We start from the raw sequence: 23,799 nt of genomic DNA on the forward strand, positions 1-23,799 counted from the left end.
ATAATAAGTTATTTTGATATAATAGGCTTCTTGCATGACTAAAAAAAATAGATTCTAAATGACCAAAGGAAATACCCTTGCGGTACAAGTTTATCAATGACGAGATTTATGAGTTTTCGTCATCCTAAGCTTGATTAAGGATCTAGATTATGCAAAAGAAATCTAATTCATAAATTCTGTTAAAAAAGATAAAGAATTACGCAACAACGGTAACGGCAAAAAAACAGATATCTAACTTTTTACGCTTCTATTTTTAAAATATAACCATGCAACGATTCCTACTAAACTCATTGCCAAACTCATAACCTGCCCTTGAGTTATCGCATTACAGCAAACATACCCTATCTGAACATCGGGTGCGCGCCAAATCTCGGCTATTGCGCGAAATAGTCCGTAACTTGTTCCGTAGACTAAAATCAACTCTCCGCTGAATTTTTGATATTTTTTGTAGATGTATACGACTAAAAAGACTCCAAAACCCTCTAAAACCGCTTCATAAAGCTGTGAAGGATGGCGGAGCACGCCGTCTACCAAAATACCCCAGCTAACGTCGGTTTCGCGACCTATCAACTCTTGATTTAAGAAGTTTCCTATGCGCCCGAAAACAAATGCCAAAGGCACGCTAATGGCGACCAAATCCATAATCTTGCCAAACTCGATTTTATGTTTTTTAGAGTACATGTAAGTGCTTATCAAAAAGCCCAAAACCGCACCGTGATAACTCATACCGCGAATACCGACAAACTCGCCGTTTACAAACGGGTTAAATATCTGCCACGGATGAGAGAGATAATATAGCGTATGTGTATCGTAAAAAAGGATATAGCCAAGCCTAGCACCCAAAATAACGCCGATTTCTACATAGATAAAATAAGCATCTATCTCTTTACCTTTGAAATCCAAGTTATCTTTTTTGATAAAATATTTTCCTAGATAAAGCGCGCTCAGGAGTGCTAAAACATACATAAGCCCGTACCAATGAACAGGTATAAAAAAAGTAAAAGCTACGGGGTCAAATGTCTCGTATATTCTATTCCATGCCGACATTTGGACTAATTTCTTAACGCATCGGCGATAAGCTCGATTGGATTTTTAAAAACTTGCGTAGCATCTACATAATTCATAGAAGCGTTTATCTGCATACGACATGCGCTGCACTCCGAACTTACTACATCGGCACCCGTTTTTTTAATCATATCCGCTTTTGGAATACCTGCAGCTTTCGCAAAGTGGTACTTCTCGCTCTGCATAGTAACACCGCCAAATCCGCAACAGCTGTTAGGGTCACTCATCTCAACTAAACCGTAATTTTGACTTATAAGATTTCGCGGTTCTTTGTGGATTCCCTGCATTTTTCTTGCATGGCACGGGTCGTGATATGTGACTATCTTCGTATCTTTTTTCTTTGAAGCCAAGAGCTGTTCAAGCTGTGTATGGTGCTGCAGCCACTCCGTCGCCATAAAAATTTTACCTTTAAGCGCAACGGCTCTTGCCTTCCACTCCGGTTGGTCATGAAAGTAGTGTTCATAGTCGATTTTTAGCATTGCCGAACATGTAGCTTCGGGAACTATGATAGCCTCAACATCTTTGCTAAAGCTTTCAAAATACTCAATATTAAACTTTGCATTGTAGTCAACCGTATCAAAATCACCCGTAAAGTAAGCAGGTGCGGAACAGCACTTTTGGTCTTTTGCCAAGAATGCGTCAATGCCTAAATGCTCCAATATCTCTAAGAGCGAATTTCCGACATTTACATAGTTGTAGTTACCCAAACAGCCGATAAAAATAGCTACTTTTCTTTTGCCGCCGTTGTTTATATTCTCTTCATGCGAGTTTAAAAACGAAGTTTTTCTGAGGCTCGGTAAAAGTCTGTCTGCTCTTAACATCGGCAGATTGAAACGAGAGCTCATAGAGTCGATATCTGCTTGAATCTTAAATCCGCATGTCTGAAATACCCAGCCTAGCTTAAATGCTATATCATTAAGCCAGCGATGGCGAAGAAGCAAAAAGAAAGCTTTTTTATACCATGCTATACCGAATTTTTTTCCTATGTCGGCACGAACTTGTTCTATAACCATATCGGTAGGAAGCGATTTCGGGCAAGCCTCAACGCAAGCCGTACACAAAAAACAGCTCTCAAAGATAGCTTTTGCATTTAAGTCTAACTCTAAATTACCTCTTTGATAAGCTCCCAAAAGGTCTAAAAAACCGCGCGGAGAAGTAACTTCATCGGCATTGACATTGTGAATGGTACAAACGGGGATACACTTTCCGCACTTTATACACTCATCAGTAGTGGCACCGAAGTTGAAAATTTCTTGTGCTGTTTTACTCATCGCTAAACCGTTTTAGAAAATGTTTTTGCGTTTGCGGCATGTTTTTTCATATATGCATCAAAAGGCATCGCAATATTTCTAATGAGCAGTGTTCCCGTTTGGCTGCACTCTATAAAATCATCGCTTAAGCTCAAAAGTTCATCATCTTCAAACGGTTTTAAAGCTTCGATAGCATCTGCAAAATATGTTTTAAACTCAATGTTAAAGAGTTTTTCAAATCTTTTTATATCAAGTTTAAAGTTGCTCATAAGTTCCATTATTACAAATTGTCTAATCTGGTCATCTTTGTTTAAAACGATACCTCTCTCAAACGGTAGTTTGCCGGCATCAATTGAGTCTTCATACTCTCTCATCTCTTTTGTGTTTTGAGCGTAGTAGTCCACTCCTTCACCGATGGAAGTAAGCCCCACGCCTACCAAATCGGCCCCGCCTTTTGTAGTGTATCCTTGAAAGTTTCTATGCAGTTCGCCTTTTTCTATCGCTTTGAAAAGTTCATCCTCAGGCTTTGCGAAGTGATCCATCCCTATCATTTTATACCCGTGCGAAGTTAAAAAATTAATGGTATGCTGCATTATGCGAAGCTTTTCATCAGGCAGAGGAAGAGTCGTCTCATCGATTTTACGCATGGTTTTTTTCATCCAAGGCACATGCGCGTAGTTAAATACCGCAAATCTGTCTGGATTAAGTGTAAGGGAGAGTTCAAGAGTCTCTTTAAATGTATCTAGATTTTGAAACGGAAGCCCGTAAATAAGGTCGACATTGACTGAGTGCATACCGTATTTTCTAGCCAAATCCATTGCATCTTTTGTGATGGCGTATGGCTGAATTCTATGAACGGCAGTTTGAACTTTTTCGTTAAAATCCTGCAAACCGAAGCTCACGCGGTTAAAACCGTTTTGGCTTAGCACTCTCATCTGCTCTTCGTTTATGTGGCGAGGGTCAATCTCACAGCTTATCTCGGCATCTTTTACAAAATTGGGGAAAAAAGATTTTATCTCTTTTATAACTTCTTCTAATTGCGGGGCGTTGAAAAAAGTAGGAGTTCCGCCGCCAAAATGCATCTGAATCACTTCTCTGTTGCAGTTTACATACGAAGCAAGTATTTTTAACTCTCTTTTTAGATAGTCGATGTAGCGAACCATCTTATCCTCTTTAGAAGTAAAGACGACATTACACCCGCAAAAGTAACATGCATTTTTACAAAAAGGGAGGTGAAAGTATAGGCTTAGAGGACGAGCGGGATCTTGTTGTTCTAACTTTTTTATATACTCGTCATACCCGAATGTATCGCTAAACTCTAACGCTGTAGGGTAACTTGTATAACGAGGTCCCGGTTTTGAGTACTTTGTAAATTTTGCAAAATCTAACATATTAATAGTCCATTTTTTATAATTAAGGCGATTATCTCTAAAAAGTGTTGAAATATTGATAAAGTTTACCTTTTATGTTATAATTTTTTTGTGAGTATCGCTTGTTGGTTTAACGGAGCGGCAAAGGTTGGGGAAGTCATGAGCCTCCTCCTACTTTTGAAGTTTTCCCGCTAATCTTTGATAAACCTCACAACTCTCCAAAAGTTCGCTATGCTTTCCGCTTGCTATAATCCTGCCCTTTTGCATAACCAAAATCTTATCCGCATGCTCTATCGTGCTAAGTCTGTGAGCAATCGTTATGGTAATTTTATCTTTTGTATACTCATCTAAAGCAGCCTGAATCCTCTTTTCGCTCTCATTATCCAGTGCCGATGTCGCCTCATCAAAAAGTATCAAAGAGGCATCTTTATATATTGCTCTGGCGATTGCCACTCTTTGTCTCTGTCCGCCTGAGAGGTTTGAGCCGAACTCCTCCATTTTTGTGTGTATTCCCTCTTCCAGCGACTCTACAAAACTCCACGCATCTGCCAAAACAAGCGCATTTTTAACTCTTGCTTCATCAATCTCCTGACCGTATGCTACATTTGCCGCCAAAGTATCTTGAAAAATATAAATTCTTTGCGTCACCAAAGAGATATGATATTTTAGGGAGTCTTGCGTAAACTCTTTTATATTTGTACCGTTTACGAGTATTTCACCGCTGTTTGGATCATAAAAACGAAGAAGCATATTTATAAATGTACTTTTCCCGCCCCCGCTATCTCCGACAAGAGCGATATTTTGACCCTCTTTTATATCTACGCTTACATCATCCAAAGCATAAGAGTCATCATATTTTAGCTTTACATTTTTAAACTCTACATGCTTTATATCATCTTCTAAAACTTTATCTCCGTCAACAATTTTATTTTGCATATCAAGCATTTCAAAAACTCTCTCGCTTGCAGCTACGGCATCTTGAATCTTTGAGTAGATAGAACCTATACGGCGAATCGGCTGAAAAACAAGTCCGATTGCAGTTATAAAAGCCGTAAACTCGCCCACGCTCATATTGCCGTTATAGACTTCTCGCCCGCCGACAAAAATAACCGCCGCAAGCCCCATTGCGCCTACAATCTCCATTAAAGGAGAAACTATATCTCCTACATAAACGGACTTCATATTTATCTTGAAAAACTGCCAGTTTTGAATGCTAAAACGCCCTAATTCAAACTTTTGCGTCGCATTTGCTTTTATGATTTCACTGCTGTTGAAAACTTCGGTAAGTCTGCTAAGAACATCCGCATTTTTCTCTTGAGAACGGCGAGAATATTTTTTGAGCTTTTTGCCGATAAGCAAAATCGGATAAACCGCTACAGGAAGGACGATAAGAGAGTAAAAAGCAAGTACGGGATTTAAATATATCACATAACCCAGAAGTGCGACGACGGTTAAGCTCTCGCGAAAAAACTCCGGCAACATATTTGAGACAAAATATCTTATTCTGTCTATATCGTTAGTAACTCTGGAAATCAGCTCGCCGCTGCGATTTAGATATAAAAACGCCATATCAAGGTTGATGATTTTCTCTAAGAGCATTTCGCGAAATCTAGTGATAATGTGCTGACCGATATAGTTCATAAAAACTGACTGTACATACCTGCCGAGTGATTTAAAAAAGTATATTCCCACAAGCCCAAGAGGGATGAAGTAGAGCATCTCCTCTTTTTTTTCTATAAACATCTCATCCATAAGCGGCTTCATGATATGAGCCGTTGCTGTTGTCGCACCTACGGTTAAAATAATGCCGATAAGTACTAAAAAATATTGTAACTTATACTCTTTTATAAATGGCATATAGCGTTTTAAAATTTTTTTCAATAACTATTCCAATGCTCTAATTTGGAGTGAATTTTACCCAAAAAACAATAACAATTAATTTCAATCCGATTATGCTATTATTACATAAATTTATTGGGATTATAACTATAAGAATAATGATAAAATTAAGAAAAATATCACATATGCTTAAATACCTATTTGGGCTTCCAAAAAGTATTTATGTAAATTTTAGACTTTTGCCTTTTAATCAAGCTGTAAAACTACCTATAATTGTTTCAAATAAAACTAAACTTATATCATTAAATGGAAAAGTAAATCTCGCTAAAGTAAAGACAGGCATTATTCGAATAGGCTTTGGCGGAGCTGAACACATAGACTATGAATACACCAGAACTATCTTAAAAATTGATGGCATTGTAAACTTTAAAGGCAGAGCAAAAATAGGCTTAGGTTCAAAGTTTATTATAGATAAAGAAGCTATTTTTAATGCCGGAGATAGATTCGGTATAACCGGTGATACTATAATTTTATGCAATAAAAAAATAAGTATCGGAGACAATGCTAGGATATCATGGCAAGTTATAATTATGGATAGTGATTATCATCCTATTTTAGATATAAATAATAATATTATAAATGAACCGACAGAGATTACTATCGGAAATAATGTATGGATAGGTGCTAGATGTTTTATACTTAAAAATACATATATTGATGATGGGTGCATTATTGCAGCAAACACAACGATAACTAAAAATTTCAATGGCATTAAACACAGTGTAATTGGTGGAAATAGTGCAAAAGTTTTAAAAACAGATATAAGATGGCATAATTAATGAAAATATGCATAGTAAAATTATCTGCCATGGGCGACATCATTCATGCCATGGTCGCTCTACAATTTATAAAAAAAGAGCTTCCTGATGCGGTGATAGACTGGGTAGTCGAGAGCAATTTTAAGGGTATCCTTGAGAATAATCCACACATAGACAATATTTTACCGATAAACCTGAAGTCCATAAAAAAGAAAAAGAGCAATATTTTTAAAGAGTACAAAATCTTAAAAAATTACTCAAAAAACAACTACGATATCGTCATAGATGCACAAGGACTTTTAAAATCCGCAATCGTAGCCAGAATCATAGGAGCAAAAATCATTGCAGGTTTTGACAAAGAGTCAATTCGGGAGGGTATTGCGTCTCTTTTTTACAACAAAAAAATCCGCATCGCTTATGATGCAAACACGATTGATAGAAATGCAACCGTCATCTGCGAACCGCTCGGCATAAAAGCAACGAGCGAAAAAATCATAAATAAAGAGAAGTTTCTCTTCTCTTCTTCACCGGTAGAGGGCTTAAGCGAGATTTTTAACTTGTTTGTTATCGGCTCAACTTGGGAGAGCAGAAACTATCCAAAAGAGAAGTTTGTAGAGATTGCCAAGGCATTAAAAACTAAAACTTACATAGTTTGGGGAAGCGAAGAGGAGCATAAAAAAGCTCTTTGGATGCAGGAACAATCCGAATTTTTACATATACTGCCTCGCGGCTCGCTAGATGAGCTAAAATATGTTATCTCAAAATGTTCTCTGCTTATAGGAAACGATACGGGACCGACTCATATGGCGTGGGGATTAAATGTACCCTCAATCACCATATTCGGTCCGACTCCGACAAATCGCGTCTATATCACGCCAATAAACAGAGTCGTAAAATCTTCAAGTGTTGTAAATCACTACAAACTAAACAAAAACGACTTCTCTATTTGTGAGATAGAAGCAGACGAGATTATAAAAATAGCAAAGGAACTTCTAAATTGAATCTTCTTGTACTAACAGCCACTGACGGCTCATACAACAGCGTAAGACCAGAAGCCGAAATATATATTTCACTTCTAAAATTCGGTTACGACATAACAGTTATGACGGAAGAGAACAGCGCATACGCTTCAAGATTTAAAGAGCAAGGCATAAGAGTAATTGATACTCACTATAAAAAAAAGATTTCGCCAAGCACCATCATAAAAATAAGAGATACTATAAAAAAATACAATATTGATGTTGTGTATGCGACAAACTCAAAATCAATCTCAAATGCCGTAATTGCCTGCATAGGCACCAAAGTAAAACTCGTAACATACAGAGGAACGACAGGCGGACTTTACAGACATGATCCAAGTTCATACTTAAATGCACTAAATCCAAGAGTTGACGGCGTTATTTGCGTCTCCGAAGCCGTGAGTAAACATGTAAGAAAACAGATACTTAGTCAGTCAAAAAAAGTTGAAACTATCTACAAAGGACATGAAGTTTCATGGTATAACACAAAGCCTATAAATCTTGAAGAGTTTGGGACAAATCAAAACAACTTCAATATCGCTTTTGTCGCAAATGTCAGACCACACAAAGGGCTTATCTATCTGCTAAGGGCTGCTTATGAGTTGGCAAAATTTGAAAATATCCACATCATTCTAATCGGCGAAAATATCTCCCAAGAGCCTTATATCTCCGAGATAAAAAATTGCGGTATGCAAGAGAGAATTCATCTAAGTGGATTTAGAAATGATGCACCGCAAATCATAGCCTCATGTAGTGTTTTAGTTCAAGCATCAACCCGCAAAGAGGGTTTACCGCGAGTTATTCTTGAAGCATTAGCCGCAAATGTACCGGTAATTGCTTCGGCGATTGAGGGAAATTCGGAAATCATAGAGGACGATTTTAACGGTTTTATAGTTCCTATAAAAGATGCGGATGCAATCGCAAAAAAAATCATAGAACTCTATAACTCGCCCCAAAAACTGCAAGAATTTTCAAAAAATTGTGCCTATACCATTGAAAATAAGATGTCGCACAGAACTACCGTAGAGAAGTTTGACAAATTTTTTAACTCGCTTTTAGACAGTACGAAATGATTAAACTTAAAAACATAGCTATAGACAATTATATTAATTATCTATTTGTTTTGTATGCATTTTTATTGCCCATATCAAGGGGTGGCATATCAGTATTAACAGCACTGCTATTTGTTTTATGGCTATTTTCAAACGATTTTAGAAAAAAAATAGATTTTATAAAATCAAACAGGGCTATTTTTTATCTCCTAGCTTTTATAAGTTTTAATATACTCTCTCTGCTTTGGTCTGAAAATATTAGCAGTGGTATCTACTACATAAGAAAATATTGGTATTTTATACTTGTTTTAGTCATTGCCACTGCAATAGAGAAAAAATATCTCATACACGCAATTTCTGCATTTTTAGCAGGTATGCTGTTAAGTGAGGTTATCTCTTATGGTGTGTTTTTCGAGCTGTGGAGTTTTAAAAATGCAACAGTTGATTTTCCAACCCCCTTTATAAATCATATTCAGTACTCAATGTTTTTGGCATTTACATCACTGCTTCTTTTAAATAAAATATTTTATGAAGAAAATGTAAAGATAAAAATATTTTACTCTGTCTTTTTTTTAACAACAACTATAAATCTTTTTGTGAATGCCGGGAGAACAGGTCAAGCGGCATTTGCAGTATCTATTTTTTTAGTTGGTTTTTTAAATATAAAAAATAGAGTTTTGGCTTTTTTTGGCATACTTTTCTTAATTTTATCACTTTTTTACACATCATATCAACTTAGCCCAAACTTTAAAAAGAGAGTTGATATCGGCATATCAAATATAGAAGAATTAATAAACAAAAAAGATTACTGCACCTCAATCGGTCTAAGATTTGGCGCTTGGAGTATCGGAAGCGAAATTTTTCTAAACAACCCAATACTCGGAATTGGGATTACAAGTGAGATGGATAGCCTAAAAGAGAGTATCTTGGTAAACCATCCTGATATGCATTGCGTTGCAAAGATGCCGAGTTATCATAACTTTTATATACAAGTTGCAGTTCATTTGGGAATAGCTGGGTTGTTTTTATATCTAATGCTCTTTTATAGTATCTTAAAACTCGATATTAGAGATAAATACTATTTTAACATGATGATTGTTTTCGTAAGCGTTTACTCAATTTCAAGCTTAGTAGAAACTATGTTTCATGAACAGTTTTCAGCCGCATTCCTTGCTTTTTTTGCAGGAATTTTTATAGCACAACATAGGATAGAAAATGAAGTTTAAATCAATCGATAATAGATATATTGATTTCTTAAAAAAGATAAGAACATATTTTAATGATTCAAGAAATTCAATTCACAAAGCAAGAAACGAGATAAAAATCATCGATTTCGAGGATGAGAGTTTGGTTGTAAAATCTTTTAAAATTCCAAACATAATAAATAAAATAGTCTATACATTTTTTAAAGACTCAAAAGCAAAAAAGTCGTATGAGAACAGTATAAAGATAAAAGATTTTGTACCAAAACCCATAGGATATATAGAGTTTAAAAAATTTGGTTTAATCGATGAAAGCTATTTTGTAAGCGAAAATTTCAAATATGATTTTACGATAAGAGAGCCTCTTGTCAGTAAAGAGTTTCCAAAAAAAGATGCGGTATTTAAGGCTTTTGCGGAGTTTACATACAAACTTCACGAAGAAGGTATTTTTCATCTTGACTACTCACCGGGCAATATTTTGATTAAAGAAGAAAACGGCACTTATATATTTAAAATAGTAGACATTAACCGAATGGAGTTTAAACCTCTTAGCTTAGAGGAAAGGCTCAAAAATTTCTCCAAACTCTGGGCAAAAGATGAGGACTTAAAAACAATTATAAAAGAGTATTGCCAGCTGATAAACAGCGATGAAGATAGTTGTGTTAAAACCGCACTAAAACAGTCACAAGCTCATAAAGATAGAAAAAATGCAAAAAAAAGATTACGAGGAGAAGCAGTTGTCGATTAAAAACATTTCATGCGTTATTATCGTAAAAAATGCGGCCACTACCATAGATGCAACCCTTGGCTCTCTAAAATATTTTGAGGATATTGTTTTATACGACAACGGCTCAACGGATGAAACTTTAGAGATTGCAAAAAAATACTCAAATGTTACTATTTTTCAAGGTGAGTTCTTGGGATTTGGCAGCACAAAAAATCTGGCTTGTTCTTTTGCAAAAAATGATTGGGTACTGTCGTTAGATGCAGATGAAGTTTTATCGGATGAGTTTATAAAAAATCTAACCTCCATAGAGTTAAACGATAAAAATATATACACCATCCTAAGAGAAAACTACTATAAAAATACCCAAGTAAAGCACTGTTGGGGAAATGACATTATAGTCAGACTCTTTAACAAAACTAAAACGGCATTTACGGATGAAAAAGTGCATGAAAAAGTGATTGAAAATGGCTTTGGCGTAGTACCGATAAAGGGCAGTGTAAAACACTATCCATACGCCACTATCACGGACTTTATTATCAAACTTGACCGCTACTCGAGCGCATTTGCAAATGATAATGTGGGTAAAAAAAGCTCATCTCCAAGCAAAGCCTTTTTTAACGGTCTGTTTTCATTTTTTAAAACCTACTTTATAAAAAGAGGTTTTTTAGATGGCTACGCTGGTTTAGTGATAGCATTTTCCCATATGGCTACAAATTTTTACAAATATATAAAACTTTATGAACTAAACCAAAAACTATAGTTAAGTTCTATACATTTGTCTTAGTTTAGAAATTGTTTCTATATTATTGCTCTCTTTTTTAATCTCCCAAAATATATGTTTATTAAATAGAGTTGTAGGTAAAAGATTTAAAATAGCTCTATCAAATAGGATTCTTTTTCTTGCTTTCTCTTCTACATGTTTATTTTCATCTTTATATAAAAAATATGCAAGAAAAGTCATTACTGCCAAAACAGGGTAAAAGACAACTCCAAGAATTAGCGAAGATGTACTAAAATCTGTCTTTATTCGTTTTTTGGTTTTAAATCCAGAGAGAGTAAGCAGAGTTTGAAAATGCTGTGCTCCAAGCAAAAACAGATGACCATAGTACAATTTATTTGTATCATTTTCGGCAAACCATATACTGTCCACCTCTGTAGGAGGCATTCTTTTCCATAAATCAGTTTCTAGTAAAAAATTTGACATTCTAACTTTAATCTGTGAATCATTTGGCGTGGTTATTAAAAGAATTGCATCTTTTTTTAAAACTCTGTTAAACTCTTGGAGTACTTTTAGCTGATTTGGTATATGTTCTATGCCTTCTTGGCATATAATATAATCTACTGATTCGCTCTCTATGGGTAACTCTTCTGACAAGTCAGCATATTTAGACTCAATGTCTGTTAGTTTCATAAAATCCGGAAAAAGGTCAAAAGCTTTTACTTCTGCACCTTTTTTCTTAAACTCATAACTCGCTCTTCCATCACCGCATGGGATATCTAAGACTATCTTACCCGTAAGATCCGGTAAATTTCTTATATACTGGGTTGTATATTTATTAATTCCCTTTTTTGGGAAATCATACTCATATTTATTCATAAATTAAGATACCTTTTTTTTTATATTTATCACAATCTCTGTTCGCAACATTATATTTAATTAATAACAAAGCAATGCTTTTTTTACCTCTTCAAATAACTCTTCTCTTTTTTCTTTATCATAAGGTATCATAAAGTGCTTTTGCAGTTTTTCATCTCCAATACTTTTCCATCGCTTAGCGCTTGCAAAAAGATTGTCTGCAAAAAAAGTCATAGTCGGAGTTCCTACCAAAGAGGCTATATGGTAAGTTCCGGTTGAAGTGGAGACAAAGAGTTTAAAATTGCTCACTAATTTTGCAAAATAGACCAATCCTTCAAGCGAGAGATAAAAAACTACATTTACATCAAAGAGTCTATTTTGCATCTCTTCAAAAAGCCCTTTTTCATCAGGACCAAATGTTAAAACAACTTGATATCTATCCTGTTTTACAACTGCGCGGATTAAAATCTCATACTCATCCAAAGACCAGTTTGCATCGCTTGAACCGCCAAATCCCACATGAAAAGCTATTGTTTCTCTTGTTATATCGTTATTTGCACAAAAAACTCTATAAATTTCTTTCGCATCGATAAACTCTAAAAGCGGTTTTTTATACTCTAAAGTTATATCGCTAAAAAGAGCCTTTGTAAGCTCTAAGTTGTACTCAAACTCAGCCATTTTTACTTCGCTTCGTCTCTGCACCACTCTTGAAGTATAAAAGATTTGAGCTATTTTCGTTGCAGGTGCAATTCGTTTTGGAATCCCTGCCAGAAACTGAGCAAGAGCGACGCGCGTATTTGAAAAAAGAGTTATCGAGGCATCTATTTTTGCTTCTCTTAGCTTTGCAACCAATCCCCAAAAACTTCCGCCATCATCAACTATAACCTCATCTATAAAGTCGCAGCTCTGTGCTAAAGTTTTGTTTAACGGAGCAACGCATACAATAACTCTATTTTGAGGGTTATGATTTTTTAAAACATATATAGCAGGAAGAGCTGTTACAAAATCACCCAATTTATCTGTGCGTACTACAAGAATATTCATTAATTCTCTCTCGAAATAACTTTTTGAATATAAGAGAGGTATTTCCTTATATCACCAAGCTTTGCTAAAACATCTTCACAAATAACTAAGTAATCTATCTTTTCATAATCATGTGCTAAAAAATTTCTAAATGATGCTATTTTTGCAAAATCATATGAAAACTCTCTTGGCAAAACTCCATTTTCACCCAAAATATCTATGGCTTCATAATAGCTCTGTGCTGATTCGAAATTTTTATATTTTATGACCATCTCTGCTAAGGATATAGAGCCATCACTTACCAAATAGAGATAATGAAGAAGTGCTCCCTCATACATCGGGTCACTTAAAAATCTATTTTTGCAATCATCCTTATAATTATCCAAAAGATCTAAATAGTAGTTAATTTTTTCTATTTTTTTTAAAATTCTACGCTGCATCTATACTTCTTTTAAACTCTTTATAATCCAATATATCATGTCCGGTTCTAAGCTCAAAATCAACTCTTTCATCACAATCTTTTAAAATAACACCTTTTTTTAAAACTGCCTCTAAAAGAAAGAGATTTTTTGCACTGTTAAGCAGTAACAAATCAACATCTCTTTTTAGAAATTTTGAGAGCTCATAGTTTAACTGCAGCTGCGAATCCAAATCTGTTTTATTTAAAAAAACGGCAATATCTATATCGCTTGACTCTTTTTGTAAATCCTCTGCATAAGAACCAAACAGATATGCGAACTCAACATTAGCAAGAGTTTGTAGCTTTTGTATCAATAAATTTTTTATTATAGATTGTGTCACAAAAACTCCCCTTTTAAAAATAGAACCATTTTATCTCAAAAAGGTTATAATTCGCCTTATGAAACAACCATACATCTGGGATAACTATTCCGATCAACCATATCCGTTACAAGATAAAAACTACAAAAAGCAGATGAGAAAAGGTCAAATTGGCTCACTACTTAAAACTCTTCTTGTCTCTATTTTTGTATTACCCGTCTCGCTTTTGATGACACCCTTTGTAAAAAGAAAAAAGATAAACTCAAACGATTTTTTTTGCATAGGTGTTGACTTTGAGAGAGAGCCGCAAGCAACACTTATGATGATAGAAGAGCTTGGAGTGGATAAGATTTTACTGCGTTTGAAGCTTTGGGAGATGGAAAAACTACCGCTTTTAAAAAATTTCATTCTTCTATGCCAAGATAAAAAAGTAACCCTTAAAATCATGCAAGATAGAGAACATATAGAAGATTTGTCACTTTTGCAAAAAGATTTAGAGACTATTTTTAGCGCGCTCGGCAAATATGTAGATATTTTTGAAATAGGTTCAACCATAAACAGAGCAAAATGGGGATTTTTTAGCGTCGATGAGTATAGCAGGTTTTATAAAGTCGCCTATGATCTGAAAATCTCAAAATTTTCTCACATCAAACTTATCGGTAGCGGAGTTATAGATTTTGAATACCACTTTACCGCTCACACACTTTTTAACTTTTTCAACTACTGTTATGACGGAATCTCTTCACTTCTATACGTAGACAGACGAGGTGCACCTGAAAATATGCAGATGGGTTTTACTTTACAAGACAAAATCGCACTTCTGGGAACAATGGTTTGGCTAAGTCCTAAAAGCAAGCATAAGCTTTACATTACAGAAACAAACTGGCCTATAAGCGGTACCGCTCCGTACGCTCCGACAAGCGAATATGAGTGTGTTAACGAAGAGCTTTATGCGGATTATATGTTACGATACTATCTACTTGCTTTTGCCTCCGGGCAGGTTGATTCCGTATCGTGGCATCAGCTTATTGCTGCTGGGTATGGGCTTGTCGACAATAGAGACGGTATTAAAAAACGCTCTGCATATGCAACATATAAATTTATGGTTCAAACATTAAAAAATGCCGAATTTCTAAGATTTGACATAAAACGAGACTACCATATACTTCAATGCTTAGTTGACAACAAACTGCTTCAGATCCACTGGTCGCTCAAACCGACAACTATAAAAAATGAAGATATTTTTGAAGTTTATTCTCGTGATGGAGAGATAATAAAAAGCGAAAAAATAAACATAGGTTCATCACCGATATATATTTACATAAAAGAGGCGGTATAATAACAACCATGAAAATATTAATAATTTTACCTAACTGGCTTGGGGACACGGTTATGGCAACTCCTGCCATTGAACTTTTATCACAACATTATCCGGATGCCAAATTTACATTTGTCGGTAGTTATGTCTCTATTGAAGCTATAAAGTATCATCCTCAATGTGAAAAAACCGTAATTGATGAGACAAAAAAAAGCTCAAGCAGACTCTTGGCTACCTATAAACTTGCCCGTGAATTAGGAGCATTTGATTTTGCTATTACTTTTAGAAACCAAATTCATTCAACTCTGCTTTTAAAATTTACAGGTTCAGTAATTTGTATTGCTAAAAAATCGTGGCACTCTATGTTTTTACTCTCACATACGCCTAAAATATCAAAATATACCCAACATCTAGCTCAGCAGTATGCACAACTTGCGATGATTAACACACCTAGTTGGAATGGACAAACATCAAATCTTAAACTCCATATAGATGCAAAAAAATTTGATAAGCCTACCATGGGCATCAATGGCGGCGCCGCTTATGGCTCTGCAAAAAGATGGTATCCGGAGCGGTTTGCACAAGTAGCAAAAGAGTATAGCAACAAGTTTGATATAGTAATCTTAGGTGCTCCAAATGAAATTGACATTGCAAATGAGATAGAGTCAAATCTAAAATCTTTAGGTGTAACAAACTATATTAACTTAGCAGGCAAGACAAATATTAAAGAGCTTTGTGCATATATCGGCGGATGTTCACTAATGCTTACAAATGATAGCGGACCTATGCATATTGCCGCTGCTTATCAAACTCCTACAATAGCTATAATTGGACCGACAGAGTACAAACAAACATATCCATGGATGAATGAAAAAGGTAAGATTGTAAGACATGATTTGGAGTGTTCACCGTGTATTAAAAGAGAGTGTCCTCTTGGTCATCATGAGTGTATGAAGAGCATTACAGCCTATGAGGTTGTAGAGGCGGTAAGAGAGTTAAAACTTTAACTCTCCTGTATCCTCTGTATAGTTTTTGTCGTACTCTTTCCATCTACAAAATCAACAAGTTTTAACTCGCCGGCAAACTCGGTTCCAACTACCTCTTTACCTTCATAATCGCCACCCTTTACAAGCGTATCCGGGGAAATCATTTTTATAAGCTCATAAGGCGTATCATCTTCAAACGGCACGACAAAATCAACAGCTTCAAGAGCCGCCAAAAGATAAGCTCTATCCTCTGCCACATTTATAGGTCTTGATGCACCTTTGAGCCTTTTTACAGACGCATCAGAGTTAAGTCCTACTATCAAAACATCTCCAAAACTCTTTGCCTCTTGGAGATACTTCACATGTCCGACATGCAAGATATCAAAACAGCCGTTTGTAAAGACTATCTTTTTACCAATTCTGCGATATCGCTCTACTATCTCTTTTATCTCATCAAAACTCTTTATATGTGCGTCTGAAGTGCTTTTATGCAGAGTTGCTTCATACTCTTCTATCTCGTCAAGCGTAACGGTTGCCGAGCCGATTTTGCCCACAACCACACCTGCTGCAAGATTTGCAAATGATGCGGCTTTATCTATATTTGCACCGGCACTCAGAGCATATGCAATGGAAGCTATAACCGTATCTCCCGCACCCGTTACATCAAAAACCTCTTTTGCAACGGTCGGAAAAATCTTCATCTCATCTTCATAAGTCGCTATCCCGTCTTCTGAAAGAGTAATCATAGAGATACCCAGTTCACACTCTCCTTTAAGTTTTAAAAGAGCCTGTTCAAGTGAGATTTTATCTTTTATCTCTATTTTAGTAGCCATCATCGCCTCTTTTTTATTTGGCGTGAGAAGATATGCACCCTTGTATTTGCTATAGTCACTCCCCTTTGGATCAACCAAAACTTTTACGCTGTTTTTTGAACAAAGTTTTATAATCCCTTGACATAGCTCATCGCTTAACACGCCCTTGCCGTAGTCGGAAAGTATTACCGCATCATAGTTGCAAATAACATCTTGCAAAGAACTTACAATATCATCTGCCAAAATTTTTGATATCTGCTCTTTACTCTCTTTGTCATATCGTAAAATTTGTTGCGAACTGGCTATTACTCGACTTTTTTTTGATGTTTTTCTACCCTTTTGAGTAACTATATTTGAGGTATCGACATCAAGAGAGCGAAGCATACCGACAAGTTCAACACCGATATCGTCATCACCTATAACACTGCTTACCCAAACTTTCGCTCCAAGAGATACAAGATTGTTTATCACATTTCCGGCACCGCCTAGAACAGTTGTTTCTTTTGCAATATCGACAACCTGCACAGGCGCTTCAGGAGAGATTCTCTCACAACTGCCCCACAAATAGTGATCTATCATCAAGTCACCGACAACCAAAATACGAGGATGCAAACCTTTAAAATTTTTCATTTTTTCACTTCTTGTTCATAAATTCTTCTGATTTCACCGACATAAGCTTGAATGCCCTCTTCCATCTCAAAACACGGCTCATACCCAAGTGCCTCTTTTGTTGTAGAGATATCCGCCTCTGTATGGAACTGATAACTCCCGACAAACGGATTTGGGATATACTCGCAAGGCAGAGTAGTTCCAAGTTCATTCTGTAAAATATCCACTATATCTTGAAAACTTCTTGCCTTACCCGTTCCGACATTAAAAATTCCGCTCTCTTTTGGATTCATCGCTTTTATGTTTGCTTGGATGATATCTTCTATGTAGATAAAATCTCTTAAAATCTTATCGCTATTTTCAAACAATCGTGGATTTTTACCGGATAATATCTGATGACCAAACTGCAAAATCATAGATGCGGTTGTGTTTTTAAAATACTCTCTTGCGCCGTAAACATTAAAATAGCGAAGTCCTACTATTTTACTATCACTTTTGCCCATATATTCACGGCTCAAATTATCCATGCAGAGTTTTGAGAAACCGTAAACATTTTGCGGCGATTCATACCCTACTCTCTGAGGTGAGAGCGCATTTCCGTAAGTTGCCGCAGATGATGCGTAAATCATATTTGCACCGTGCTTTAAGGCAAGGTCTAACAAATCTTTATAAGCATTAACATTTGTTCTTATCATCAAATCTTGCTCTAGCGCGGTAGTGTCAGAGATAGCGGCTTCATGAAAAATATAGTCAAATTTATAGTTTGTCTCCAAATTTAGCAGTAAATCTTTATCGTTTATATCGCCGCTTATTACCTCACCGCGGAATCCTATTAAATTTTTAAAGTGCCCAAAACTTTTAAGATTTCCGTTAGATAACAACTCGGTGCTTCTAAAACTGTCAAGCACGACAACTCTGGCTTCAGGATGGTTTTCTTGAAAGTAAAATGCCAGATTTGAGCCTATAAACCCTGCACCACCCGTAATCAAAATCGTCTTGTTCTTTAAACTATTTTCTATATATTTCATCTGCTTAACTACCAATCATATTTATTTTGTTACCTTATGTACACTAATAACTTTAACAAAATAATAACAGATACTCTATTAACATCTATTTAAGAGTAAAATCACTATAATTTGCCCGAAATTAAAAAAATTCAAGGAGAAAATTATGAAAAAAATCGTTTTATCAATCGTTGCTTTAACTGCAACTACTGCTTTAATGGCTGCTGTAGAAGCTGGTGCATGTCAAGGATGTCACGGTGCTGACTGGACAAAACCTGCTCTAGGTAAATCTAAAAATGTTGCTGAGATGACTCACGCTGATATCGCTACAGCTCTTAAAGGTTACAAAGCTGGTACATACGGCGGACCAATGAAAGGTCTTATGGCTGGTCAAGTTTCTAAATACAGCGATGCTGATTTAGATGCATTCTCTAAAACTGTAGGTAAATAATTTACCTAAATTGCCCTTTTGGGCAATTTATCCTCTTTTAAATTTTATTCCGGTTTATACTTTCTCTTCAGATTCTCTTTTTTTTCCTCTCGTTTAACGGCATCATTTAGCTCATTTTCACCGTCAAATTTGGCACCGTTTAAGAACTTCTCTTCATCATCAAACTGCCCGTTTTTAACTGCCCATAAAAATGCAAAAAGTCCAAGCGCACCTAAAAATATAGAGACACCAAGCATCATCGCAATTACCCAATTGTCCATTTTTAACTCCTTACCCATTTATGGCGAATTCGCATAGAGTTACCCACAACCAAAAGCGAACTAAACGACATAGAAATAGCCGCAAAAAGAGGTATAACATATCCCGTCATTGCCAAAGGAATTGTTAGCGCATTGTACAACAACGATATAAACAGATTTTGTTTAATTAATCCAAATGTCGTACGACTGATTTTAAAAGCATCACTTAATGATCTTAGAGAATCATCAAGCAGAACAACATCTCCGACTTCAACCGCTATATCGCTTCCGCTGCCCATAGCAATCGCTATATCAGCTGACGCGAGTGCCAAGATATCATTTACGCCGTCTCCGACCATAACTACTTTCTTACCTTCAGAGTGCAGTTTCTCTATAAATTCAGCTTTATTTTGCGGCGTTTGTTCAAACATAAAATTCTTTATGCCGACTTCAAGAGCTACTTTTTTAGTGATATTTTCGTGATCTCCGCTTAAAAGTACAACCTCTATACTATGTTTAAGCATATTTTCCATCAACTCCGAGATACCATCTTTTATCTTATCTCTAAGTTCATACATCGCTACGACTTCATTATCGACTACAAAATAAAATGTTGTCTCTTCCATCAAAACTTCTGCATTTAGACTGTTTTCTTGCAATAATTTTAAATTTCCGCCTAAAAGTTCTGCACCCTTGTATTTTGCTCTTATCCCTTTTGCCGGAATTTGAATATACTCGTCAAAAACAATTTCATCTATCTTTTCATCCTGCTCTTTTATGTACTTTGCAACTCCTTTTGCAACGGGATGATTTGATGATTTAACAAGCGAATAGAGCAATTTTTTATCAAAATCTTTATAGATACTTTCACTAATTACTTCAGGTTTTCCGACCGTAACAGTTCCCGTTTTATCCAAAACTAGAGTATCCGCTTTTGCCATACTCTCTAGCCCCGCCGCTTCTTTAAAAAGTATACCTCGTAAAGCCCCTAAACCAAGTCCGACTAAGGTTGCGACAGGCGTAGCAAGAGCCAAAGCACACGGACAAGCTATTATGATTACAGATACGCTTGCCATAAAAGATATCTCAAAACTACTTGAATATATCCACCATACAATAAATGTTATAAACGAGAGTGTTAAAATAGCGGTTGAAAAATATTCGGACAATCTATTTGCCATCAGCTCTATTTTTGGTTTTTTATTTATGGCAGATTCTAAAAGAGTAACAATATTTGATAAAGTTGAGTGTTTAAAATCTTTTGTTGCCATAAAATGAATATCGGCATCAATGCTTGTAGTACCGCTGACTACATTCATGCCGACACTTTTATATACAGGTTCGCTCTCCCCCGTTAAGCTAGATTCATCAAAAAAGCCGCTTCCCCTAACTATCTCTCCGTCAAGCAAAACTCTCTCTCCTGAAGATACTACTACTATGTCTCCGATTATAACATCATCTAATTTGCATATTACTATACTATTTTGCTTGATAATTTTAACATCCGTAGGTATATTTTTTGTTATTTTATCAAGCACATCCGCAGCGCTTTTTTTACTTAAAACCTCTAAAAATTTACCGATTAGAACAAATGTAATAATCATACTTACCGAGTCAAAATATGCTTCTCCCCGCCCTAAAACAGTTATATAAATTGAATATAGATAAGTAAGCAAAGCCCCCGTTGCTACAAGCAAATCCATATTTACGACTTTTGTCTTTAAACCGTAATATGCACCTCTAAAAAAGACCCAGCCGCTATAAAAAAGCACCGGTGTTGCGAGTATACCCTCTGCAATATTGAGTATCGTCTTTACATCTTGAGTTATTCCGCTAAAGTATCCTGCATACTGCGCAACCGCAATCCACATAATATTCATTGATGCAAATATAGCAACCGCCATTTTTAAGTAGTATGCTTTTCTTTCTCTATTTGCATGTATCTCTTGCGCCGATGAGTCATACGCAAATGCATTGTAACCTATGGAGCGTATCATATCTATAATTGCGGATAATTTAACGACATCATCCGCCCATACAATTGTTGCTTTGTTATTTGTAAAGTTTATGTTTGCTTCTATAACGCCATCCATCTTATTGAGTGCTTTTTCATTAAGCCATACGCAAGCCGAACAGTGAATACCCTCTATAATGAGAGAGACTTCACAAAATCCGTCACTATTTACTTTAACAAATTTATTATAAAAAGAGGGCGTATCAAAAATTGAAGAGTCTTCAAAATTTTCAGACGGCGGAGAGAGTAGTTGGTTTTTACTTTTTTCATAAAAACTATCAAGTTTTTCATCGCAAAGCAGATGAAATACATTCTGACAGCCGCCGCAACAAAAGTAATGCTCTTTATCCTTTATCATTACCGAAGGATCAAATTCTAAATGACAATGAGAACAAGAAACCTTATGAGACAACTTCAAATTTTCCAAATTTTGTATTTTTTCGTATCTTGTGCCACGGTTCAACATAGCCGTTCATACAAATATAAACTCCGACTTTTTGAACTGCTTTTGCAAATCCTATTGCCATACCGAGGTTTAAACTAGCTTCGATATTATCTATTTCAAATGGTTTCATAGCACCTACAAAAACGATTTTTCTATCATCAAAGATTTCGGATAAAAACTCTGCACTCATATGCATCGTATCCGTTCCATGTACTATTACAAATGTATCGTCTTTTGATTCCATTATAATATTTGCAAGCATTTTTCTATCACTCATAGTCATATCCAAACTATCTTTGTAGATAACGCCTGCCACATCATACTTAGACTCTACGCTTTGCAAAATTCTCTCTATTGCAGAGTTGTTATATGGAACTTCAAGTTCTCCGTTTAGTGGATTGTATTGCTTATTAAAAGTTCCACCGCTATTTAGTATTAACATTGTAAATCTCCTCTAATTTTGAAACTATTTTTGTAGCTTTTGACTCTTTGTAAATTTTTTTCTCATCAAAAAGATAAGTCTCTACTATTCCGGCACTTAACGCCGCCTCTATATCACTCTCTTTATCACCGACTAAAATAGAGTTTTTCAAATCAATATCATACTCTTTTTGGGCTTCTAATATCATACCGGGGCTTGGTTTTCTGCAATTGCATGCCATAGAGATATCAGGATGATGAGGACAATAATAGACTTTTTTTATCTCAACTCCATGTTTTGCGAACTCTTTAGTCATCCATAAAGTTAAAAAATTAAAATCTGACTCGCTGTAATAACCCCTATCAATACCGGATTGATTTGTTACGATAATTATAATGTAACCCTTATCTTGATAATATTTGCAAAGATTCAATATTCCCTCTACAAACTCAAAATCTTCAATTTTATAAAGATAGTTTATCTCAACATTAACAACACCGTCACGGTCTAAAAAAAGCGCTCTATTCATCAGCTATTAATTAACACCGTCGCCAAATATCTCTTTTTCTATAATATCGCAGATTATATGACCTATAAGTATATGAGACTCTTGTATTCTCGGCGTAGATTCAGACGGAACTATTAGAGCAATATCAGCCATCTTAGCCATTTCTCCACCGTCGCGACCAACCAAGGCAACTGTTTTTATACCTTTTTGTTTTGCAACTTCAAACGCATTGATTATATTTTTTGAATTCCCCGAAGTTGATATTCCTATAAAAATATCTCCGCTTTGCCCCATACCTTCTAATTGTCTTGAAAATACTTTATCATACCCGTAATCATTTCCGATTGCCGTTAAACACGATGTGTCCGTAGTTAATGCAAGAGATGGGATAGACGGCCTGTCAAACCCGTATCTGCCTACAAGTTCGGCTGCTATATGCTGAGCATCAGCCGCACTGCCGCCATTACCTGCAATTATAGTTTTTTTTGAAGCTCTATATACATCTACACATAATTTAGAAACCTCTTCAATTTTGTTTAACAAATCCTCATTTTCATAAATAGCTTGTTTAGTTTCATAAGATTTTTTTATTTGATCTTTAATATATTTTTTCATATAACACCCTAAAATAGTATATAAAATAATACCATATAATCAATTGTTAAAGCTTCAAGAATATCTAAAAATATTACAAATACCATATGCAAAATCTAATTATGGACTGCCACAGTTTTTTTTAAACTTTACAGTGAGCATATTCGTCATCGCGAGCTTCTTTAGAAGCGCGGCAATCTAAAAACAAAAATATTCAGAGAGTTCAATTTGTAGTTATGATTTTAAAAGTTAATAGTTAGAATTATTTAGATGTTTTAATTTAGCGTTTTATAAAGAATAATTTAATTGTGATTTGTTAAGTAAGAAGAAATGATCAACTAGGCAGCGACCTACGTTCCCAACCCTGCAAGGATCAGTATTATCAGCGATGAGAGGCTTAGCTTCTGGGTTCGGAATGGAGCCAGGCGTTTCCCTCTCTCTATAGCCACCTAGACAATCACATTTAAATACACTTTATTGTGTGTACTTAAAAATGATTGTTCTTAAGTTAGAGCAAGTTTTATGCATTTTATTGCATAAAGTATTCTTGTTAAAGTCAACATAACTAAATAACTACTACAGGATACTTATACACTAAGTAAGGTAGTGAACTTGAAATGAAACCTAAGTTTCTAAAAAAAAGACAAACGTACTATTAGTACTGGTCAGCTAAA

The 23,799-nt window shown here is 35.5% G+C and carries 24 protein-coding genes and 1 rRNA gene; 9 read left to right on the plus strand and 16 right to left on the minus strand.

The features are described 5' to 3' along the window. Positions 1-231: 231 nt before the first annotated feature. The 4 genes from lgt to PHQ93_RS08850 all read right to left on the minus strand — a co-directional run bounded on the left by lgt (position 232) and on the right by PHQ93_RS08850 (position 5,566). Positions 232-1,047 carry a prolipoprotein diacylglyceryl transferase gene (lgt, locus tag PHQ93_RS08835; RefSeq protein WP_299943238.1) on the minus strand — a complete coding sequence of 272 codons (816 nt, stop codon included), beginning with the start codon at positions 1,045-1,047 and terminating at the stop codon, positions 232-234. A 5-nt stretch (positions 1,048-1,052) separates the two neighbouring features. Beyond that, on the minus strand, positions 1,053-2,336 hold the full coding sequence (locus tag PHQ93_RS08840) for a (Fe-S)-binding protein (protein ID WP_299943240.1): 1,284 nt from the start codon (positions 2,334-2,336) through the stop codon (positions 1,053-1,055). Between the two features lie 2 nt (positions 2,337-2,338). Then, on the minus strand, positions 2,339-3,706 hold the full coding sequence (gene hemN / locus PHQ93_RS08845) for an oxygen-independent coproporphyrinogen III oxidase (protein WP_299943243.1): 1,368 nt from the start codon (positions 3,704-3,706) through the stop codon (positions 2,339-2,341). 150 nt (positions 3,707-3,856) lie between these two features. Further along, positions 3,857-5,566 carry an ABC transporter transmembrane domain-containing protein gene (locus PHQ93_RS08850; RefSeq protein ID WP_299943245.1) on the minus strand — a complete coding sequence of 570 codons (1,710 nt, stop codon included), beginning with the start codon at positions 5,564-5,566 and terminating at the stop codon, positions 3,857-3,859. 116 nt (positions 5,567-5,682) lie between these two features. Here PHQ93_RS08850 and PHQ93_RS08855 point away from each other — a divergent pair, with 116 nt between their 5' ends. From PHQ93_RS08855 to PHQ93_RS08880, 6 genes are read left to right on the plus strand one after another with little or no spacing between them, the layout of a single operon-like run. Further along, complete coding sequence (locus PHQ93_RS08855; RefSeq protein WP_299943247.1) at positions 5,683-6,363, plus strand: DapH/DapD/GlmU-related protein; 681 nt, start codon at positions 5,683-5,685, stop codon at positions 6,361-6,363. After that, positions 6,363-7,343 (plus strand): lipopolysaccharide heptosyltransferase I, encoded by a 981-nt coding sequence (waaC, locus tag PHQ93_RS08860; RefSeq protein ID WP_299943249.1) that lies wholly within the window; start codon positions 6,363-6,365, stop codon positions 7,341-7,343. Before PHQ93_RS08855 ends, waaC begins: the two co-directional genes overlap by 1 nt. Then, positions 7,340-8,434: a glycosyltransferase family 4 protein gene (locus tag PHQ93_RS08865; RefSeq protein ID WP_299943252.1), complete on the plus strand. Its 1,095-nt coding sequence runs from the start codon at positions 7,340-7,342 to the stop codon at positions 8,432-8,434. Before waaC ends, PHQ93_RS08865 begins: the two co-directional genes overlap by 4 nt. Next, positions 8,431-9,639: an O-antigen ligase family protein gene (locus tag PHQ93_RS08870; protein ID WP_299943255.1), complete on the plus strand. Its 1,209-nt coding sequence runs from the start codon at positions 8,431-8,433 to the stop codon at positions 9,637-9,639. Before PHQ93_RS08865 ends, PHQ93_RS08870 begins: the two co-directional genes overlap by 4 nt. Then, positions 9,629-10,363 (plus strand): hypothetical protein, encoded by a 735-nt coding sequence (locus tag PHQ93_RS08875; protein ID WP_299943257.1) that lies wholly within the window; start codon positions 9,629-9,631, stop codon positions 10,361-10,363. The genes PHQ93_RS08870 and PHQ93_RS08875 overlap by 11 nt, the downstream gene beginning before the upstream one ends. Continuing rightward, complete coding sequence (locus PHQ93_RS08880) at positions 10,323-11,102, plus strand: glycosyltransferase family 2 protein (RefSeq protein WP_299943260.1); 780 nt, start codon at positions 10,323-10,325, stop codon at positions 11,100-11,102. Before PHQ93_RS08875 ends, PHQ93_RS08880 begins: the two co-directional genes overlap by 41 nt. Here the strand turns inward: PHQ93_RS08880 and PHQ93_RS08885 are convergent, their stop codons facing one another. The 4 genes from PHQ93_RS08885 to PHQ93_RS08900 are packed head-to-tail and all read right to left on the minus strand — an operon-like array spanning position 11,103 to position 13,742. Next, positions 11,103-11,939 carry a bifunctional 2-polyprenyl-6-hydroxyphenol methylase/3-demethylubiquinol 3-O-methyltransferase UbiG gene (locus tag PHQ93_RS08885; RefSeq protein WP_299943263.1) on the minus strand — a complete coding sequence of 279 codons (837 nt, stop codon included), beginning with the start codon at positions 11,937-11,939 and terminating at the stop codon, positions 11,103-11,105. A gap of 60 nt (positions 11,940-11,999) precedes the next feature. Then, positions 12,000-12,962, minus strand: a complete 963-nt coding sequence (locus tag PHQ93_RS08890) for a glycosyltransferase family 9 protein (protein ID WP_299943266.1) — start codon at positions 12,960-12,962, stop codon at positions 12,000-12,002. Continuing rightward, positions 12,962-13,381 carry a DUF86 domain-containing protein gene (locus tag PHQ93_RS08895; RefSeq protein WP_299943268.1) on the minus strand — a complete coding sequence of 140 codons (420 nt, stop codon included), beginning with the start codon at positions 13,379-13,381 and terminating at the stop codon, positions 12,962-12,964. Before PHQ93_RS08895 ends, PHQ93_RS08890 begins: the two co-directional genes overlap by 1 nt. After that, positions 13,371-13,742, minus strand: a complete 372-nt coding sequence (locus PHQ93_RS08900) for a nucleotidyltransferase domain-containing protein (RefSeq protein WP_299943270.1) — start codon at positions 13,740-13,742, stop codon at positions 13,371-13,373. The genes PHQ93_RS08895 and PHQ93_RS08900 overlap by 11 nt, the downstream gene beginning before the upstream one ends. A gap of 58 nt (positions 13,743-13,800) precedes the next feature. Here PHQ93_RS08900 and PHQ93_RS08905 point away from each other — a divergent pair, with 58 nt between their 5' ends. Both PHQ93_RS08905 and waaF read left to right on the plus strand, forming a co-directional pair. Further along, positions 13,801-15,060 carry a glycosyl hydrolase gene (locus tag PHQ93_RS08905; protein WP_299943273.1) on the plus strand — a complete coding sequence of 420 codons (1,260 nt, stop codon included), beginning with the start codon at positions 13,801-13,803 and terminating at the stop codon, positions 15,058-15,060. Positions 15,061-15,068: 8 nt separating this feature from the next. Beyond that, positions 15,069-16,046 (plus strand): lipopolysaccharide heptosyltransferase II, encoded by a 978-nt coding sequence (gene waaF, locus PHQ93_RS08910; protein ID WP_299943276.1) that lies wholly within the window; start codon positions 15,069-15,071, stop codon positions 16,044-16,046. Here the strand turns inward: waaF and rfaE1 are convergent. Then, positions 16,043-17,467, minus strand: coding sequence for a D-glycero-beta-D-manno-heptose-7-phosphate kinase (rfaE1, locus tag PHQ93_RS08915; RefSeq protein WP_299943279.1), 1,425 nt, complete (start codon positions 17,465-17,467; stop codon positions 16,043-16,045). The two genes, waaF and rfaE1, sit on opposite strands and share 4 nt — an antisense overlap. Next, positions 17,464-18,474 carry an ADP-glyceromanno-heptose 6-epimerase gene (gene rfaD / locus PHQ93_RS08920; RefSeq protein ID WP_299943282.1) on the minus strand — a complete coding sequence of 337 codons (1,011 nt, stop codon included), beginning with the start codon at positions 18,472-18,474 and terminating at the stop codon, positions 17,464-17,466. The genes rfaE1 and rfaD overlap by 4 nt, the downstream gene beginning before the upstream one ends. 145 nt (positions 18,475-18,619) lie before the next feature. Between rfaD and PHQ93_RS08925 the strand changes: the two genes are divergently transcribed. Next, on the plus strand, positions 18,620-18,904 hold the full coding sequence (locus tag PHQ93_RS08925; protein ID WP_299915953.1) for a cytochrome C: 285 nt from the start codon (positions 18,620-18,622) through the stop codon (positions 18,902-18,904). Positions 18,905-18,948: 44 nt separating this feature from the next. Here the strand turns inward: PHQ93_RS08925 and ccoS are convergent, their stop codons facing one another. From ccoS to rrf, 6 genes are all read right to left on the minus strand, one after another. Then, positions 18,949-19,164, minus strand: a complete 216-nt coding sequence (gene ccoS / locus PHQ93_RS08930) for a cbb3-type cytochrome oxidase assembly protein CcoS (RefSeq protein ID WP_299943286.1) — start codon at positions 19,162-19,164, stop codon at positions 18,949-18,951. A gap of 2 nt (positions 19,165-19,166) precedes the next feature. After that, entirely contained in the window at positions 19,167-21,623 is a 2,457-nt protein-coding gene (locus tag PHQ93_RS08935; RefSeq protein ID WP_299943288.1) for a heavy metal translocating P-type ATPase, read from the minus strand. Next, positions 21,559-22,044 carry an asparaginase domain-containing protein gene (locus PHQ93_RS08940; protein WP_299943291.1) on the minus strand — a complete coding sequence of 162 codons (486 nt, stop codon included), beginning with the start codon at positions 22,042-22,044 and terminating at the stop codon, positions 21,559-21,561. The genes PHQ93_RS08935 and PHQ93_RS08940 overlap by 65 nt, the downstream gene beginning before the upstream one ends. Beyond that, positions 22,028-22,552, minus strand: a complete 525-nt coding sequence (gene gmhB / locus PHQ93_RS08945; RefSeq protein WP_299943294.1) for a D-glycero-beta-D-manno-heptose 1,7-bisphosphate 7-phosphatase — start codon at positions 22,550-22,552, stop codon at positions 22,028-22,030. Before gmhB ends, PHQ93_RS08940 begins: the two co-directional genes overlap by 17 nt. Positions 22,553-22,558: 6 nt before the next feature. Then, positions 22,559-23,146, minus strand: a complete 588-nt coding sequence (gene gmhA / locus PHQ93_RS08950; protein ID WP_299943297.1) for a D-sedoheptulose 7-phosphate isomerase — start codon at positions 23,144-23,146, stop codon at positions 22,559-22,561. 316 nt (positions 23,147-23,462) lie between these two features. After that, a 5S ribosomal RNA gene (rrf, locus tag PHQ93_RS08955) occupies positions 23,463-23,578 on the minus strand. Positions 23,579-23,799 lie beyond the last annotated feature (221 nt).

Origin of the sequence: Sulfurimonas sp., assembly GCF_028714975.1 — a bacterium.
Lineage (GTDB): Bacteria > Campylobacterota > Campylobacteria > Campylobacterales > Sulfurimonadaceae > Sulfurimonas.

Bases quoted from the DNA above. Each gene is read 5' to 3' on its own strand.
- lgt (WP_299943238.1), bottom strand. From the start codon at position 1,047: ATGTCGGCATGGAATAGAATATACGAGACATTTGACCCCGTAGCTTTT.
- PHQ93_RS08840 (WP_299943240.1), bottom strand. From the start codon at position 2,336: ATGAGTAAAACAGCACAAGAAATTTTCAACTTCGGTGCCACTACTGAT.
- hemN (WP_299943243.1), bottom strand. From the start codon at position 3,706: ATGTTAGATTTTGCAAAATTTACAAAGTACTCAAAACCGGGACCTCGT.
- PHQ93_RS08855 (WP_299943247.1), top strand. From the start codon at position 5,683: ATGATAAAATTAAGAAAAATATCACATATGCTTAAATACCTATTTGGG.
- waaC (WP_299943249.1), top strand. From the start codon at position 6,363: ATGAAAATATGCATAGTAAAATTATCTGCCATGGGCGACATCATTCAT.
- PHQ93_RS08870 (WP_299943255.1), top strand. From the start codon at position 8,431: ATGATTAAACTTAAAAACATAGCTATAGACAATTATATTAATTATCTA.
- PHQ93_RS08875 (WP_299943257.1), top strand. From the start codon at position 9,629: ATGAAGTTTAAATCAATCGATAATAGATATATTGATTTCTTAAAAAAG.
- PHQ93_RS08880 (WP_299943260.1), top strand. From the start codon at position 10,323: ATGCAAAAAAAAGATTACGAGGAGAAGCAGTTGTCGATTAAAAACATT.
- PHQ93_RS08885 (WP_299943263.1), bottom strand. From the start codon at position 11,939: ATGAATAAATATGAGTATGATTTCCCAAAAAAGGGAATTAATAAATAT.
- PHQ93_RS08890 (WP_299943266.1), bottom strand. From the start codon at position 12,962: ATGAATATTCTTGTAGTACGCACAGATAAATTGGGTGATTTTGTAACA.
- PHQ93_RS08895 (WP_299943268.1), bottom strand. From the start codon at position 13,381: ATGCAGCGTAGAATTTTAAAAAAAATAGAAAAAATTAACTACTATTTA.
- PHQ93_RS08905 (WP_299943273.1), top strand. From the start codon at position 13,801: ATGAAACAACCATACATCTGGGATAACTATTCCGATCAACCATATCCG.
- waaF (WP_299943276.1), top strand. From the start codon at position 15,069: ATGAAAATATTAATAATTTTACCTAACTGGCTTGGGGACACGGTTATG.
- rfaE1 (WP_299943279.1), bottom strand. From the start codon at position 17,467: ATGAAAAATTTTAAAGGTTTGCATCCTCGTATTTTGGTTGTCGGTGAC.
- rfaD (WP_299943282.1), bottom strand. From the start codon at position 18,474: ATGAAATATATAGAAAATAGTTTAAAGAACAAGACGATTTTGATTACG.
- PHQ93_RS08925 (WP_299915953.1), top strand. From the start codon at position 18,620: ATGAAAAAAATCGTTTTATCAATCGTTGCTTTAACTGCAACTACTGCT.
- ccoS (WP_299943286.1), bottom strand. From the start codon at position 19,164: ATGGACAATTGGGTAATTGCGATGATGCTTGGTGTCTCTATATTTTTA.
- PHQ93_RS08935 (WP_299943288.1), bottom strand. From the start codon at position 21,623: ATGTTGAACCGTGGCACAAGATACGAAAAAATACAAAATTTGGAAAAT.
- PHQ93_RS08940 (WP_299943291.1), bottom strand. From the start codon at position 22,044: ATGTTAATACTAAATAGCGGTGGAACTTTTAATAAGCAATACAATCCA.
- gmhB (WP_299943294.1), bottom strand. From the start codon at position 22,552: ATGAATAGAGCGCTTTTTTTAGACCGTGACGGTGTTGTTAATGTTGAG.
- gmhA (WP_299943297.1), bottom strand. From the start codon at position 23,146: ATGAAAAAATATATTAAAGATCAAATAAAAAAATCTTATGAAACTAAA.